The sequence below is a fragment of the Micromonospora sp. LOL_014 genome (genome assembly GCF_048060245.1).
GTDB lineage: Bacteria > Actinomycetota > Actinomycetes > Mycobacteriales > Micromonosporaceae > Micromonospora_E.
Genome location: NZ_JBHMIP010000003.1, coordinates 71,794 through 86,956 on the forward strand (window position 1 = coordinate 71,794; position 15,163 = coordinate 86,956).

A 15,163-nucleotide genomic window follows, 5' to 3' on the forward strand; every position below is an offset into this window, starting at 1 on the left:
GATCGGCACCTCGCATCGCCGGGCGGTCCCGCTGTAGCGGGGCCGCCCGGAACCGTTCAGGTCCATGCCTGGCGCAGCGCCACCGCCGCCTCCAGCTCCAGCAGATGCCGTTTGCGGGCCAGCCCGCCACCGAAGCCGACCAGCTTGCCGCCGGCTCCGACGATCCGGTGGCAGGGCACGATCACCGGGACCGGGTTGCGGTTGCAGGCCACCCCGACCGCCCGCGCCGCCTGCGGGTCGCCCACCGCCGCGGCGACCGCACCGTAGGTTTCGGTCTGTCCGTACGGGATGTCGGTCATCCGCCGCCACACGGCCCGCTCGAACTCCGTGCCCCGCCGCACCGACAGCGGCACCGTGAAACCGGTGGACGCACCGGCGAAGTAGCCGCGCAGTTGGTCGAGCGCCGCGCACAGCACCAGGTCCGTCGGCGCGACGTCGACCACCTCGTCGGTACGCCCGAACAGCACCCGGCACACGCCGACGTCGTCCACCGCCACCGACAGCTCACCGATCGGTGAGTCCAGCACCGCCCATCGCATCCGCCGATTGTCCGCCGGTCGGCTGACGGGCCGGGTCACCGGGTGCGGGCGGCACCGCGGCCGACATGAACAGGGCCACCTCGTCGGCGTACGGCGGCGGGTAGCGGGTGGTGTCGATGCCGGTCAGGGTCAAGCCGAGCCGGCGGTACGCGCGTACCGCCGCGACGTTGACGTTCTGGGTCTCCAACCAGACTTCCCGGGCGGCGTTCTCCCGGGCGGTGACCTGCACTATGCCGATCAGCTCCCGGGCCACCCCGCGCCGGCGGTACGCCGGTGCCACGTGCAGCTCGTTGACCACCTGCCGCCCGTTCCACCGTTGGTAGGTGGTCGCCATGAAGCCGGCCGGCTGGTCGCCGGCGATCGCGAGCGCGTACAGGTCCCATGGCCGACCGCCCTCGGCTACCCCTTCGGTCAGGTCGTACCGTTTGCGCACCGGCGGCGACACCGGAACCTCCCGCAGCGTGAAACCGTCGTGGCGGGCGACGACGTGGTACATCGAGGTGGCGACGAACGATGTGTCGAGCTGCCGAATCGCGGCCAGGTCGGCGGGGGTCAGCGTCGAGCGGACGAGCACCTGCACCCGCCGATTGTCCCATCGGACCGGCGGCTGGACGACAGCTCGAGGCCCGGCCGATCCCCGCCGGCGTCACCTGGGACGCAGCGCGACCGGCCTGGCAGACCTGGGCTCGGCTGAATCTCGTCAGCCGATGAACCGCAACCGCTCGCGGGTGCCGTCCGGGTAGGTAACGTGCAGGGTACCGCCCTCACGTTCGACCGCATCGAGGATCGCGTCGTAGAGCAGCACGGACCGGTTGAGGATGTCGGTCTTGGAATCGCCGGTCTCAACGGCGATCTTCTCCAAGGCCGAGATCGCCCTCGGAGTGAAGTTCGCCGTCACGCGGGTCAGCGCTCCGACAGCCGCGGTCCCGCCTGTGGAGGACTCCTCGCGGCGGCCCCCGGCACCGGTGTGTTCGGTCGAACCGTTCGAGGGCCGACCCGATGCGGCCGACCGCACTCCGTCAGGAGCATTTGGTAGTGGACTCATGACTGCCTGTCTCCTTTGCGTGACGAGCTGGTCACGGACGTCGTCCCGACAATCAGGACCATTGGCCCCACGCACGCCGCCACTCAGGGTAACCGAACGGGCGTACGTTGTAGATGATGCCACATCTGCATCGAATATGTGCCCCTCTTACGTACGAGTGATGCACCTCAGACACACGAACTGACATCCACCAACCTGCTAGATCTTGGTCCGGTCAAGCTAGCGCTTCCTGAGTAGCGAATCAATCTCGAGTTTCACATCCCACAGCCCTCGACCACGAAAGATAGGCCCTAGGCTTCACTCAAAGCGGATGAATGCGCTCCGCTACCGGCGACCAGGGATCGATTCGACGGCCAACCCGGAGCAAAGTCACACTGAGTTACACACCAGTCACCCCTTGATCTGACGGGTTGTGGCAGCCAGATAGGTGCTTCATGCATGTATCGTCAGCGTGTCATGCGCACCCAGAGGAACTCTCAGTTGCATAGACTGCTACACGAAGACCGATCACGTTCAGTGCACATCTGCTACGAGGATGCGAGAAGTACGGATGGCAGACGGAGCCCAGCGGGACACTCGGGAGATCGACCTCGCACACGAGGAGCCCAGCGCCAAGGCTGAACAGGTCCCGATACAGCCCGACAAGATGACGGTCAGCGTCCGCAACCGCTTGCTGACCCTGCGCGGCGCCGTCGAGGTGAAGGGACAACTCCACCAAACGATCAACCTGGCGATTGTCTGCGCGTCGACTCTGCTCACCACGGTCGTGGTGGCTGCGGTCTGCCGTGCGGCGTCCGTACCGTACTGGTGGCTGACCCTGGCAGCGGCGGCTCTGGCCGGAGTCTGCGTCTTCTTCGTCGGGCTGCCTCTCCTGACACCGACGCCGCATCCCCGCACCCGATCCGGCCGGCGCCCCGGCCGACCAGGCTGACCGCCCTCGACGCCCGCCATCTGACGACGGCATCACCAATTCTACGAGGAAGGAACCCTCATGTCCCAGACCAGGACGCTTGACCTTGAATTGGGCCGACGGTGGCGGCTCCAGGTCACCTGGAGCCCACGACGGCTCCTCCGCGAGGACTACGTCGAGAGCATCATCGTGGACAGCGACCACGAGCTGCGGTCACAGCTGATGTCGCTCGCTTCCGACCCGTGGGTTCAGGACATCCACTGCGAGCGCTACTACGGGACCAGGCCGGCGCGGCGGTACCGGACGGCGAACTGCTGAGTGGACTTGTCACCTGACTCTCAGCGCTTGGACATCTCTGCTGTGTAGAGCGTCGTGCGCTGCGTCATGGTGTCGCCGTCGCACTGATAGCTGGCCGGGTCGAAGTCGACGAGCAGGGGCTGGCTCTCCGAGTCGACACCCGGGGCGCTCAACGTGACCGTGCCGTCCGCGTCAACGTCGCTGAAGGAGACCGTGCCCTCCAGGGCACGGAAGCGGTAGGTGACCCGTCCGCTGATGGTTAGGGTGACGACGGTCCCGGCTACGAATCCCTCGAAGGTGGTGCCGTCGCCGTAGTCGGTGGTGCCCGACCCGTCCTCGCGCAACTCGACCCGGGCACCGGGGCCGACGCCGCTGAACCTGGTCCTGCCGAACGGCTCCTCCAGCGCGATGTCCTCCTCGTACGAGTCCACCTGCCAGGTACCGACCACGCAGGGGTCGACCAGCGGCGGCGAGGCTTCCCTCGGAGTCGGCAAGGCGCCGGGAGTCACGGAGGCGCCGGAGGTCGGGGAGACGCTCGGATCGGCCGTGACCCGGTTGCCGTCGCCAGTGCCGCGGACCGCGATCACCACGCCGATCGCCGCCACGAGTACAACGAACGTCGCGCCGAGGGCCACCAGCGGGACCAGGTAGGACCGGCCGCGGTCGGGCGGCTGCGGCGCCATCGGGTAGCCCGGATAGCTCGGCGCACCGCTGCCGGGGTAGACCGGTGCCGGCGGCTGCGGCGGCGGGTGTCCGGGGTAGCCGGCCTGGCTGGACGGAACACCGCGGAACGTGCCGCACTGGAGGCAGTAGCCGGCCTGGTTGACGGACACACCGCCGCAGACCGCACACGGCTGCATCTGGGCCCTCCCGGTTGATCAGCTGTCCGTGGCGCGCGACCGCCAGCAGGATCGCCGCACCGTCCGTCCTGCGACGGTAGTCGAGCGGCACAACGCCCGGTAACCACCGATTCGGGCGCTACGGGTGGCTAACCGGCGTCGGACAGGATCCCTTCGTCCCGTGCCCACCGGAGCAACTCCGCCTCGGCCTCGTCGCGGTCCAGCGGGCCGCGCTCCAGCCGGACCTCCTTGAGATGCCGCCAGGCCCGGCCGACGACCGGTCCCGGCGGTACGCCGAGCAGCTCCATGATCGCGTTGCCGTCCAGATCCGGCCGGACCCGGGCCAGATCCTCCTCTGCCTGAATCCGGGCGATCCGCTCCTCCAGCGCGTCGTAGTCGGCGGCCAGTGCGGCGGCCTTTCGCCGGTTGCGGGTGGTGCAGTCGGACCGGGTCAGCTTGTGCAGTCGGGGCAGCAGATCTTCGGCGTCGGTGACGTAGCGGCGGACCGCCGAGTCGGTCCACTCGCCCCGGCCGTACCCGTAGAACCGCAGGTGCAGGCCGACCAGCTTGGCCACCTGGGTGGTGACCTCCTTGGGGTAGCGCAGCGCCTTCATCCGGTGCCGGGTCATCCGGGCACCGACCACCTCGTGGTGGTGGAAGCTGACCCGACCGTCCGACCCGACCGCCTTGGTCGCCGGCTTGCCGATGTCGTGCATCAGCGCCGCCATCCGCAGGACGAAGTCGCAGCCGTCGCTTTCCAGCCGGACGGCGTTGCTCACCACGGTCAACGTGTGCTCGTACACGTCCTTGTGCTGGGCGTGCTCGTCGATCTCCAGCCGCAGCCCGGACAGCTCCGGCAGGAACCGGTCGGCCAGCCCGGAGTCGACCAGCAGCCGCAACCCGGCGACCGGGTCGGTACCGCACAGCAGCTTGCTGAACTCGTCCCGGATCCGTTCGGCGGTGATCCGGTCCAGGTCGGCCGCCATGGCGGCCATCGCCGCGCGGACGTCCGGATGCACGGCGAACCTCAGCTGCGCGGCGAACCGGGCGGCCCGCAGCATCCGCAGCGGGTCGTCGCCGAACGAGTCCTGCGGCGTCCCCGGGGTACGGATGATCTTCGCGGCCAGATCGCTGACCCCGCCGTACGGATCGGTGAACCGGTGCTCGGGCAGGCTGACCGCCATCGCGTTGATGGTGAAGTCGCGCCGCCGCAGGTCGTCGGCGAGGCTGGTGCCGTAGGCGACCACCGGGTTACGGGTCACCCCGTCGTAGGCTTCCGCCCGGTAGGTGGTGATCTCCAGGGTCATCCCACCCCGACGGGCGCCGATGGTGCCGAATTCGCGGCCGGTCTCCCAGATCGCCTCCGCCCAGCCCTTGACCACCGCCAGGGTCTGGTCCGGGTGCGCGTCGGTGCAGAAGTCCAGGTCGCTGCCGAGTCGGCCGAGCAGCGCGTCGCGGACCGAGCCGCCGACCAGGTGCAGCTCGTGGCCGGCGGCGGCGAACCGGTTGCCGAGCTCGTCGGCGACCGGGGAGACCCGGAGCAGTTCGGCGACGGCGTTGCGTTGCACGGCGGTCAGGTCACCCGGGGTCGCCGCAGTGCGGTCGGACCCGGCGGCGGCACGAGCGTCCGTGGCGCGAGCATCGGTGGCGCGAGGCGCGGAGGTTTCGGACATGGGATCGCCAGAGTAGCCGCTGTGGCCGCCGCCGCCCCCGCCGGGCAGGATGAGTCACCGTGCCGATTCCCGAACCGTTGGCCAGCCTGACCACCGATCCGACCTTCTGGGCGGCGTACCTGCCGCCAGTGGACGGACCCGTACCGGCCCATCACGCGCAGACCCGGGTGGTGCTGCCGGTCGCCGACGGCTACGGCCTGGTGCTGGAGATCGACCTCGGGTACGGCGAATGCCTGCTCGGCCTGCGTCAGCCGGGAGCGACCGAGCCGCTGCCGCTGGCCCGGCTGGACCCGGGCCGGCCGTACGCGGCGGTGCTGCGCTGGGCGGAACTGGACCTGATCGGCCGGTTGCTCGCCCTGGACGATCCGGCGTGGCCACATCCCGGTCTGCTGGTGGCGCTGCTGCACCGGTACGCACCACCGGCCGGTGACCCGCTGGAGGAGGACCGGGCAGCCACCATGCTGGCCACCGCGCTGCGCGCGCTACGCCGCGCCGGGCCGTCGGGAACCGAAGACCCGGCGGCACCTGATGGCTCAGCGATCACTGGCGACGGTCCGGCGGGCGACCCGGACGGCACCGATGCGAGGACCGGCCCGGTGCAGCCGCCACTGGAGCTGTTCGCCGACCCGTCCTGGTGGCCGGCACCGGCCACGGTCGACCCCCGGATTCTCGACGACGAGTCGGTGGCCCGGCAGGTGCGCGACCATCTCGACCACGGCGCCCGGACGCACTGGCGGTACGCCGCCGGCTGGGGCTGGGTGGCCGCCGGGCAGCCGGACGGCCCCGGCGCACCGGCCCGCGTCCTCGGTGCGGAGTCCTTTCCGTTCGACGAGGTCACCGAATTGGTACGCCGGGCGGCGGCCCGGCACCGCCGGGTGCTCGACACTCCGTGGCGTACCCCGGCCGTCGCCGAACTGGCCCGGCGGGCCCGCGACACCGGTGACCTGGCGGTGGTGCCGGTGCTCGGTCGGACGCTGGCCGACGCCGGCTGCGACCATCCGACCGTGCTGGACGCGCTGACCGAGCCGGTGGTGCCGGCCGAGGCCGCCTGGGTGGTCGACGCACTGTCGGGCATCGTCCCGGCCGACGACGACGGCCGATAGGCTCGGTCCTGCGTCCGGCGCGGCGGTTCCGGCGTACCGGCGGGGTGGGAGGTCCGATGAGTGGCGGGTTGTACCGGAGCACGAACGCCGACCCCGGTCGGGGCGGCCGAGGCTACCGTCGCCCAGAGTATCTTCGGCTGGCCCAGTGCTGAAGCACGATCGAAGCGTTCAGCAAGCTCGGCGGGGAGTACGCGCCTATCCCACCCCTTGTGAACGTTTTGGCTGGAAAGAATGTCCGGCCCACCCTTGGAGGCAGGAAGATGGCCGGTGGACTCTACCGCAGCGCCAACGCGCACGGCGGCGGACAGGTGCCGGACGACGAGGCTACCTTCATCTCGGCAGAGCCTCTGAACCAGCCGGCCGTTGAAGCCACCGCACCCCCACAGGAGGTGGTCGCCGAGACCAGCGCCGCAGCGAACAGCGCGGTGATGGCGATCGGCAGCCTAGTCAGCCGGGGTACGGGATTCGTCCGTAATCTAATGGTCGGCGCGGCGCTGGGTAACCTAGTCGGCAACGTCTTCACCACCGCGCAGTTTCTGCCGAATCAGGTCTACGAGTTCCTGCTCGGCGGTGTCCTCACCAGCGTTCTGATTCCGGTACTAGTCCGGCGACGCAAGAACGACCCGGACCGGGGCGAGGCGTACGCCCAGCGCCTGCTGACCTTGGCGGTGATCGCCCTGGCCACCGCCGCGCTGATCGCGATGGCCTCCGCACCGGTGCTGACCGCGCTCTACGCCAGCGGCAAGGACGCGGACTACACCGACTTGGTCACCAAGCTGTCGTACCTGATGCTGCCGATGTTGTTCTTCACCGGCCTGAGTGCGCTGATTGCCGCAGTCCTGAACACCCGGGGTCACTTCGCCGCGCCGATGTGGGCGCCAATCCTCAACAACCTGGTGGTCATCGGTGCGTTCGGCCTCTACATCCTGGTCTACGGAGCCCGGGCGCTGCGGCCGGACCAGATGGACGCGGGTCGAATCCTGCTGGTCGGTGGCGGTGCTCTGCTTGGTGTAGCAGTCCAGGCAGCCGGCCTGCTGCCGGCGCTTCGCAAGGTCGGTTTCCGGTGGAAGCTGCGCTTCGACTTCCGCAAGCTGGGTCTACGCGAGCTGGCTAAACTCGGTGGCTGGATGTTCTGCTACGTTGCGGTCAACCAGCTCGGGCTGTTCGTGGTAGTCAATTTGCTGACCCGGGCGGCGGGCGAGGACAGCGCCGGCCTGCTGATCTACAACAACGTATTCCTCCTGCTGATGATGGCGCACGGCATCATCGCCGTCTCAGTCATCACCGCGCTGATGCCACGGATCAGCGCGGCAGCCGCAGACGGCCGGTTTCGGGACTTCACCGCCGACCTCTCCCGGGGTACCCGGACGGTCACCGCGGTACTCGCCCCAATCGCGGTCTGCTATGCCGTGCTGGCCGGGCCAATCTCGGTCGTGGTTTTCCGATACGGCGCCTTCACCGGCGACAACGCAGTGGCCACGTCGACCGTGCTGCTCGTAGCGGCGGTCGGCCTGGTTCCATTCGCAATCAGCCAGCTGTTCACCTTCGCTTTCTACGCGCTGCCGGACACCCGCACACCGGCTCTGATCAATATTCCAGTGGTGATCCTCCGGGTACTCGTTCAGGTCGGGCTCTACCTGGCCTTCTCTGCTACCTTCGCGGCGGCCGGCATGATGCTCGGCAACGCGATCTCGTACGTTGCGGCGGCGGTGGTCTCGGTAGTCCTGCTGCGCCCACGGGTCGGCCGGATCGGGCTGGGTCAGATCATGGGCACTCTGGGCCGAGTGGTGGTCGCTGCGCTGGGTGCCGCCGTGGTTGGGCTACTGGTGGTCAAGCTGCTGCCCGGCGACCCGGCTCACTTGAGCTGGCCGGCCGCCGCAGTCCAACTGGCGATCGGTGGCGCGGTGATCGGTACGTCGTACCTCGGGCTGGCCGTGGTACTGAAGATCACCGAGATCACCGAGGTGCTCGGAATGGTCCGCCGTCGGCTCACCCGCTGACTAGCCATTTCAGGATGATCAACCGCATCTTGCACGGTGCGCCTTCGCCAACACGCAACTGATAGGAGCCTGGCGATCGGTTGGTCGGTGCGGGTCAGGTAGTGGGGAGATCCAGGTGTTGCCGTTGGCAGGTTGGATGAGCGCGTCAAGCACGTTGACGCAGTGTCACTGGACGTTGCTTGGCTGAGATCAGCCTGTGGACAGGCCTGTGGATAACCGGGTTGGACACGCTCGACACCAGGTCAGCGCCTGTGGATAACTCAAAACCAGGATCCTCGTTACGGGCGGTGTCGGAGCCTCGGTGGTCCGGTGGCGGCGGGCTGTCGCGGCGGGCTGGGAGCGGCACCCGGGCGGTACAACGTATATTTGCGATGGAGGTTATGCGGCCGGGCCAGTGTCACCCCCGGTAGCTACTCACCGGACGGGCGTGCGGCTGGCCGTACGGGCGGGGCGGCATTGACCGATGGTCCGCCCGACGGCAGGTCGATCGCCGGTCGGCATTGCGGGAGCTGCGGGAAGCTGACATGTTGGTGGTGCCGCAACGCAGGTAAAGTCGTTCTGGACGGATATGTGCGACACCGGGTCGTGAACGGTGACGTTCCACCGCTGCGGGCCGGCCGGTGCCGGCAGCACGACGACCAGCACGGCAAGCGCGACCGGCAGGATAATCGGACAACCGGCAGAACACCGGACGACCAGCACCAGGGTTCGACCGAGACGATCCACAGGGAGGACGGGTGACCCAGGTCGGCGAAGGCCAGGAGGCGGACGAGGCCAGTCCGCCGATGATGGCCTTCGATGCGCCCTCCGCCGGCGAGATCCTCGCCGAGCGATACCAGCTGGCTCAGCACGTCAACAACGACAGTGCGGGCCGGCAGGTCTGGCGTGGGGTCGACGTGGTGCTGCGCCGTCCGGTCGCGGTGGTGCTGCGCTACCCCGGTGGCGATTCCGCCATGGAGATGCTGCAGGCCGCGGTACGGGCCAGTCGGGTCATCCACTCCAACCTGGTCGGCGTCTACGACGCCATCGACGAGGGGCAGCGGGCCTACGTCGTCCGTGAGTGGGTGGAGGGCGACTCGCTGCGCGAGGTGATCGCCGCCGCCGGTCCGTTGGACGCGGCCCGGGCCACCATGATCGCTCACTCGGTCGCCTCCGCCATCGCTGCGGTGCACGCCACCGGCATGGTGCACGGCAACATCCACCCCGGCACGGTGATGATCGGCCACGACGGCCGGGTGGTGCTGGCCGACGCACGGGCCGACAGTTCCGACACCTACGAAACCGACATCCGGGCGATCGGCGGTGTGCTCTACTTCGCGATGACCGGCCACTGGCCACAGCACGAGGCCGGCAGCACGACGCTGCCGGACGCGGTCCGGGATGCGACCGGGGCGGTCGCCGCCCCCCGTCAGGTGCGCTCCGGTGTTCCGGCGTACCTCGACGACCTGACCATGGACCTGCTCGACCCGCGACTCGCGCTGCCCTCCTCGGAGGTGCTCGCCGCCGAGCTGGGTCGGCTCGACGCCGGCACCGAAGAGCACTACCTCGGCAGCGTCGGACCGCTGCGGTTCTCGGCGGCCGACGACGACGAGCCGACCGGCACCCCACTCGCTTCCCGTCGCAAGATCGCCGCCGGTGTCGCCGGGCTGCTGGTCATCGCGGTGACCGGGCTGTACTTCGGGATCAGCGCGCTCGGCAACGACCGTGACGGCGAGGGCGATCGGTCCACGCCGCCCGAGACCCAGGTAACCTCGACCCCGGGTCCCACCGAGACCAGTGCCCCGGCCCAGCCACAGCCGATCGCCCTCTCCGGCGGCCAGGTCCGCATCGTCGACGCCGACGGTGCCCGCGACGAGCTCGACGGGGCGGAGGCCGCCGTTGACGGCGACACCAACACCGGATGGGAGACCGACGCTTACGAGCGCAACCCCAACTTCGGCAACCTGAAGCGGGGCATGGGGGTGCTGATCGACCTGCAGGAGCCACGGGCGGTGACCAGCGTGAAGGTCGAGCTCTCCGCGTCCGGTGCCACCGCCGAGCTACTGGCCGGTCCGAACGACCCGGGAGCGACCCGGGAAGGCGACGACGAGATCCTCGAGACGTTCACCGACCGGATCGGCGCCCGGTTCGAGAACGCCGACGGAGCGACCCTCACCTTCAGCGGATTCTCTCCCGACGAGACCTACCAGTACCTCCTGGTGTGGATCACCAAGTTGCCTCCGATCGGCAACGACAAGTACCAGATCGGCGTTCAGGAGATCACGGTCGAGGGGCCATGACCGGAGGCCGGGTCGACCTCGGCGACGAGGAGCTGCTCCGGGCACACGTCGACGGCGACCCGGAGGCGTTCGGTGAGTTGGTACGGCGGCATCAGGACCGGCTCTGGGCCGTTGCCCTGCGGACGCTCAGCGACCGCGAGGAGGCCGCCGACGCGCTGCAGGACGCGCTGCTGTCGGCACACCGCGCGGCCGCCCGGTTCCGGGGCGACGCTGCGGTCACCACCTGGCTGCACCGCATCGTGGTCAACGCGTGCCTGGACCGGGTACGCCGCCGCAAGTCCCACCCCACGGTGCCGCTGCCCGACGGTGGCCGGGACGGCGACGGTGTACGAGGCACCGAGCCGGTGGCACCCCCGGTCGATCACGACACCGCCCTGGTCGTCCGCCAGGCACTGGCCGAGCTGCCGGCGGAACAGCGGGCCGCGTTGATCCTGGTCGATGTGCAGGGATACCCGGTCGCCGACGCGGCGGTGATGCTCGGCGTCGCCGAGGGCACGGTGAAGAGCCGCTGCGCCCGGGGACGGGCCCGGCTGGCCGGGCTTCTCGGGCATCTGCGGCCACAGCGGGCGAACGCGCAGGTGGCACCACCACGCGCCCAGGTGTCGTCGCTCACCCCACGGAACCCGCAGCGGCTCGACGACGTCCCATCAGGGTCCGCACGTGGCGACGGTGGCAAGGAGGAACGGTGACCGCCGACCGGTTCCAGGAGGTCGATCGAGAGCTGCTCGCCGACTATGTCGGTGGGGCGCTCGACGGCACCCCGGACGAGGTCGCCGTGGCCCGGCTGATCGTGGAACGACCGTCCTGGCGGGCGGCCCACGACGAGCTGGTCGAGGCCACCCAGCTGGTCCAGACGATGCTCGCCGAGTGGGGCAGCGTCGTCGAGCCGATCCCACCCGACGTCGCCGACCGGGTGCACGCCGCCCTGGCCGCCGAGCCGCTACCGCCGCCGGCCTCGGACCCGGCGATCAGCCCGGATCTGGCCACCGTCGCGGCGCCGGTGCCGCTTGCGGCGGCCCGGGTGGGGCGGGACCGTCGCCGCCGCTGGCAGCGGTACGCCGCTCCGATCACCGTCGCGGCGGCCGCCGTGGCGTTCGCCGGCCTCGGAGTCGGCCAGCTGCTCGGTGCCGGGTCCGCAGACGACGCGAGCACCACGGCGGGTAGCCCATCGGACGATGCTGGCAGCGCTGAAAGCCAGAGCGCCGAGACCCGACAGGAGGACCAGCCGGGCACGATGATGGACGCCTCCGCACCTCGGCTGCTGGCCAGCGGCACCGACTACCAGCGGGCGACGATCGTGCCGATGTTCGAGGCCGTCGGGCGTGGCGGCGTCGACGGGGGGCAACCGGCTGCCGGCGAGGACACCGTACTGCAGGAGTCGCCCGCCTCGACGGCACTGGCCCGCCTCGCCGACCCGGCCGCACTGGCCGACTGCGTGGCCGCGGTGACCGCCGAGCACGGTAACGGCGTACTCGGCGTCGACCTGGTGGACTTCGCGGCCTTCGAAGGTGAACCGGCGCTGGTCCTCTCGTTCAGTGACAGCTTCGGTGCCAGCTGGATCTGGGTGAGCGGCACCGGCTGCGGTACGCCTGCGGCCGGCGCGGACACCAGGTACTCGGCACAGGTAGGGTGACCCTGCCGGCCGCGTGACGTGGGACACGCGGCACCGGAGCGGGATTACTCCCCGGCTCCGAGGCGTTGTCGTCAACGGTCGCCGTTGCGCAGAAATCAGACTTTGGGAGTCGGCAGTGGACGAGGTCCGCAACCTGATCATCATCGGCTCGGGGCCGGCCGGTTACACCGCTGCGGTGTACGCCGCACGCGCCAACCTGCGCCCACTCGTCATCGAGGGGGTGCAGTCCGGCGGAGCACTGATGACCACCACCGAGGTGGAGAACTTCCCCGGCTTCCCGGACGGCATCATGGGTCCGGAGCTGATGGACTCGATCCGCAAGCAGGCCGAGCGCTTCGGTGCCGAGTTCGTCACCGACGACGTGACGCGGGTCGAGTTGGCCGACACCGGCACCCCGGGCGCCACCGAGGCCAGCACGGTGTACGTGGGCGAGACCGGCTACCGGGCCAAGGCGATCATCCTGGCCACCGGCTCCGCGTGGCGTCCCCTGAACGTCCCCGGTGAGCAGGAGTTCCTCGGCCACGGGGTGTCCTCCTGCGCAACCTGTGACGGCTTCTTCTTCCGGGGGCAGCACGTCGTGGTGGTCGGCGGTGGCGACTCGGCGATGGAGGAAGCCACCTTCCTCACCCGGTTCGCCGAGTCGGTGACCATCGTGCACCGCCGCGACGAGTTCCGGGCCAGCCAGATCATGGCGACCCGCGCGCTCGGCAACGACAAGATCCGGGTCGAGTGGAACAGTGTCGTCGAGGAGATCCTCGGTGCCGACGGTAAGGTCTCCGGGATCCGGCTGCGCAACACGCACACCGGCGAGTCCCGGACACTCGACGTCACCGGGGTCTTCGTCGCGATCGGTCACGACCCACGGAGCGAAATGTTCCGCGGCCAGGTTGAGCTCGACCAGAACGGCTACGTGCTGGTCGACTCGCCGAGCACCCGGACCAGCGTGCCGGGCGTGTTCGCCGCCGGTGACCTGGTCGACCACACCTACCAGCAGGCGATCACCGCTGCCGGCAGCGGTTGCGCGGCGGCGCTCGACGCCGAGCGTTACCTCGCCACACTCGAAGAGGTCTGACCGCCGGCGCGCCGGCGGTCGAGGAGGAGGATTTTCCCGTGGGAGCTACCCGAGCGGTCACCGAGGCCAGCTTCGCCACCGACGTACTGATGTCCGACAAGCCGGTGCTGGTGGACTTCTGGGCCGAGTGGTGCCAGCCGTGCCGAAAGGTCGCACCGCTGCTCGAGGAGATCGCCACCGAGATGGGTGACAAGGTGTCGATCGTCAAACTGAACATCGACGAGAACCCGGAGATCGCCCGCCGGTACCGGGTGATGTCGGTTCCCACGCTCACCGTGTTCAAGGCCGGTGAGCCGGTGCAGTCGGTGGCCGGCGCCCGGCCCAAGGGCGACCTGGTCAAGCTGATCGAGTCGGCCTTCTGAACTTCAGCGGGGCTGCCCCGCGCGGCACGGCGGACCAGCCGGCCCACCTGACGGGTGGGCCGGCTGGTCCGTTTTCGGGCTGCTGGCGACGCCGTTATAGGGCTGCTGGTTGGTTCGTTCCCGGGCTGATCGTCCGAACACCGGGCGCTCCCCGTACGGTCCGCTTCGCCGTAACCCGGGTACGGGCACCTGCCGGCCGGGTTACGCTCCGGATCGTCCGCGCCTGCAGGGGGGAGGTCCACGTCCCGTGCGCCCGATCCGCCGTGACGATCAGGGTCCCGCCGTGGCCGAGATCCGCTCCATCCTGGTCAACCTGGAGCTGCTCGAGCCAACCCCGGGGGCCGACGTATTCGACGCCCGCACCGAGCACGCCGTACGCGCCTTCCAGCAACTCCGTGGACTGAGCATCGACGGCCGGGTAGGCGCGGAGACCTGGCGGGCGCTGGACGCCGCCCGCTGGCGGCTCGGTGACCGGGCGCTCTACCACTCGATATCGCAGCCGCTGGTCGGCGAGGACGTCCGGGCGCTGCAGGAACGTCTGCTGGAGATGGGCTACGACGTGGGCCGCGCCGACGGCGTGTACGGCGGGCGCACCGCCCGCTCGGTCACCCAGTTCCAGCGGGAGGTGGGACTGACCGCCGACGGCGGCTGCGGGCCGTACACCATGCACGCGATGCGCAGGTTGGGCCGCAAGGTGGTCGGCGGACGCCCACAGTGGCTGCGGGAAGCCGACGCGTTCCGCGAGTCCGGCCCCAACCTGGTGGGCAAGACGATCGTCGTCGACCCTGGTCACGGGGGATCCGATCCCGGCGTTGTGGTCATCGACAGCGGCCGGCGCTGGTCCGAGGCGGAGCTGGCGTACGACCTCGCCGCCCGGTTGGAGGGGCGGCTGGCGGCAGCCGGGATGCGGGTGCATCTCACCCGGGGTCCGGCCACCACCTCGGTGCTCAGCGACCCGGCGCGGACCCAGTTGGCCAACGACGTCGGCGCGGACCTGTTCATCTCCCTGCACGTCGACGGGCATGCCAACCCGGCCGCCGACGGGGTGGCCACCTACCACTACGGCACCGGCAACGGGGTCACGTCGACGGTCGGCGAGCGGCTGGCCGGGCTGGTACAGCGGGAGATCGCGGTACGTACCGGCCTGCGCGACTGCCGGGTCCACGCGAAGAGCTGGGAGTTGCTACGGCTGACCCGGATGCCGGCGGTACGGGTGGACGTGGGTTATCTGACCTGCTCGGCCGACCGGGCCCGGCTGATCCGGCCCGGGTTTCGCGACCAGGTGGCAGAGGCACTGGTAGCGGCGGTGCAGCGGATGTACTACCCGGTGGAGCTGGACGTGCCGACCGGGTCGATCGACGTACACACGCTGCGCGCGGTGGTCGACGCGACGGCGGAGGCCTGAACCACG

Annotated in this window: 15 protein-coding genes; 10 read left to right on the forward strand and 5 right to left on the reverse strand. The window is 69.9% G+C overall.

The features are described from left to right. Positions 1 to 56: 56 nt before the first annotated feature. From ACFHW1_RS03760 to ACFHW1_RS03770, 3 genes are all read right to left on the reverse strand, one after another. Positions 57 to 539, reverse strand: coding sequence for a methylated-DNA--[protein]-cysteine S-methyltransferase (locus ACFHW1_RS03760; RefSeq protein WP_416550874.1), 483 nt, complete (start codon positions 537 to 539; stop codon positions 57 to 59). Then, on the reverse strand, positions 505 to 1,119 hold the full coding sequence (locus ACFHW1_RS03765; protein ID WP_416614808.1) for a GNAT family N-acetyltransferase: 615 nt from the start codon (positions 1,117 to 1,119) through the stop codon (positions 505 to 507). Before ACFHW1_RS03765 ends, ACFHW1_RS03760 begins: the two co-directional genes overlap by 35 nt. 120 nt (positions 1,120 to 1,239) lie before the next feature. Further along, a complete protein-coding gene (locus ACFHW1_RS03770) occupies positions 1,240 to 1,437 on the reverse strand; it encodes a hypothetical protein (RefSeq protein ID WP_416550876.1) in 198 nt (65 codons plus the stop codon). Positions 1,438 to 2,134: 697 nt separating this feature from the next. Between ACFHW1_RS03770 and ACFHW1_RS03775 the strand changes: the two genes are divergently transcribed. Continuing rightward, positions 2,135 to 2,515 carry a hypothetical protein gene (locus tag ACFHW1_RS03775; protein ID WP_416550877.1) on the forward strand — a complete coding sequence of 127 codons (381 nt, stop codon included), beginning with the start codon at positions 2,135 to 2,137 and terminating at the stop codon, positions 2,513 to 2,515. 60 nt (positions 2,516 to 2,575) lie between these two features. Continuing rightward, positions 2,576 to 2,812, forward strand: coding sequence for a hypothetical protein (locus tag ACFHW1_RS03780; RefSeq protein WP_416550878.1), 237 nt, complete (start codon positions 2,576 to 2,578; stop codon positions 2,810 to 2,812). Between the two features lie 20 nt (positions 2,813 to 2,832). On the opposite strand, the gene ACFHW1_RS03785 is transcribed toward ACFHW1_RS03780, so the two are convergent. After that, complete coding sequence (locus ACFHW1_RS03785) at positions 2,833 to 3,651, reverse strand: hypothetical protein (protein WP_416550879.1); 819 nt, start codon at positions 3,649 to 3,651, stop codon at positions 2,833 to 2,835. Positions 3,652 to 3,779: 128 nt separating this feature from the next. Further along, positions 3,780 to 5,303, reverse strand: a complete 1,524-nt coding sequence (locus ACFHW1_RS03790) for a CCA tRNA nucleotidyltransferase (protein WP_416550880.1) — start codon at positions 5,301 to 5,303, stop codon at positions 3,780 to 3,782. Positions 5,304 to 5,362: 59 nt separating this feature from the next. On the opposite strand from ACFHW1_RS03790, the gene ACFHW1_RS03795 reads away from it, so the two are divergent. From ACFHW1_RS03795 to ACFHW1_RS03830, 8 genes are all read left to right on the forward strand, one after another. Next, positions 5,363 to 6,406, forward strand: a complete 1,044-nt coding sequence (locus ACFHW1_RS03795) for a hypothetical protein (protein ID WP_416614810.1) — start codon at positions 5,363 to 5,365, stop codon at positions 6,404 to 6,406. A 260-nt stretch (positions 6,407 to 6,666) separates the two neighbouring features. Continuing rightward, positions 6,667 to 8,406 carry a murein biosynthesis integral membrane protein MurJ gene (gene murJ, locus ACFHW1_RS03800; RefSeq protein ID WP_416614811.1) on the forward strand — a complete coding sequence of 580 codons (1,740 nt, stop codon included), beginning with the start codon at positions 6,667 to 6,669 and terminating at the stop codon, positions 8,404 to 8,406. Positions 8,407 to 9,143: 737 nt separating this feature from the next. Next, positions 9,144 to 10,685, forward strand: coding sequence for a protein kinase domain-containing protein (locus ACFHW1_RS03805; protein ID WP_416614813.1), 1,542 nt, complete (start codon positions 9,144 to 9,146; stop codon positions 10,683 to 10,685). Beyond that, on the forward strand, positions 10,682 to 11,374 hold the full coding sequence (sigM, locus tag ACFHW1_RS03810) for an RNA polymerase sigma factor SigM (RefSeq protein WP_416550884.1): 693 nt from the start codon (positions 10,682 to 10,684) through the stop codon (positions 11,372 to 11,374). The genes ACFHW1_RS03805 and sigM overlap by 4 nt, the downstream gene beginning before the upstream one ends. Next, positions 11,371 to 12,318, forward strand: coding sequence for a hypothetical protein (locus tag ACFHW1_RS03815; protein ID WP_416614814.1), 948 nt, complete (start codon positions 11,371 to 11,373; stop codon positions 12,316 to 12,318). The genes sigM and ACFHW1_RS03815 overlap by 4 nt, the downstream gene beginning before the upstream one ends. 115 nt (positions 12,319 to 12,433) lie before the next feature. Beyond that, on the forward strand, positions 12,434 to 13,390 hold the full coding sequence (gene trxB, locus ACFHW1_RS03820) for a thioredoxin-disulfide reductase (RefSeq protein WP_416550886.1): 957 nt from the start codon (positions 12,434 to 12,436) through the stop codon (positions 13,388 to 13,390). 38 nt (positions 13,391 to 13,428) lie between these two features. Next, the gene (trxA, locus tag ACFHW1_RS03825; protein WP_123606654.1) at positions 13,429 to 13,752 is read left to right on the forward strand and encodes a thioredoxin; all 324 of its coding nucleotides are present in this window, start codon (positions 13,429 to 13,431) and stop codon (positions 13,750 to 13,752) included. Between the two features lie 247 nt (positions 13,753 to 13,999). Continuing rightward, positions 14,000 to 15,157 carry an N-acetylmuramoyl-L-alanine amidase gene (locus ACFHW1_RS03830; protein ID WP_416550887.1) on the forward strand — a complete coding sequence of 386 codons (1,158 nt, stop codon included), beginning with the start codon at positions 14,000 to 14,002 and terminating at the stop codon, positions 15,155 to 15,157. Positions 15,158 to 15,163: the final 6 nt, after the last annotated feature.

Bases quoted from the DNA above. Each gene is read 5' to 3' on its own strand.
- ACFHW1_RS03760 (WP_416550874.1), bottom strand. From the start codon at position 539: ATGCGATGGGCGGTGCTGGACTCACCGATCGGTGAGCTGTCGGTGGCG.
- ACFHW1_RS03775 (WP_416550877.1), top strand. From the start codon at position 2,135: ATGGCAGACGGAGCCCAGCGGGACACTCGGGAGATCGACCTCGCACAC.
- ACFHW1_RS03780 (WP_416550878.1), top strand. From the start codon at position 2,576: ATGTCCCAGACCAGGACGCTTGACCTTGAATTGGGCCGACGGTGGCGG.
- ACFHW1_RS03785 (WP_416550879.1), bottom strand. From the start codon at position 3,651: ATGCAGCCGTGTGCGGTCTGCGGCGGTGTGTCCGTCAACCAGGCCGGC.
- ACFHW1_RS03790 (WP_416550880.1), bottom strand. From the start codon at position 5,303: ATGTCCGAAACCTCCGCGCCTCGCGCCACCGATGCTCGCGCCACGGAC.
- murJ (WP_416614811.1), top strand. From the start codon at position 6,667: ATGGCCGGTGGACTCTACCGCAGCGCCAACGCGCACGGCGGCGGACAG.
- sigM (WP_416550884.1), top strand. From the start codon at position 10,682: ATGACCGGAGGCCGGGTCGACCTCGGCGACGAGGAGCTGCTCCGGGCA.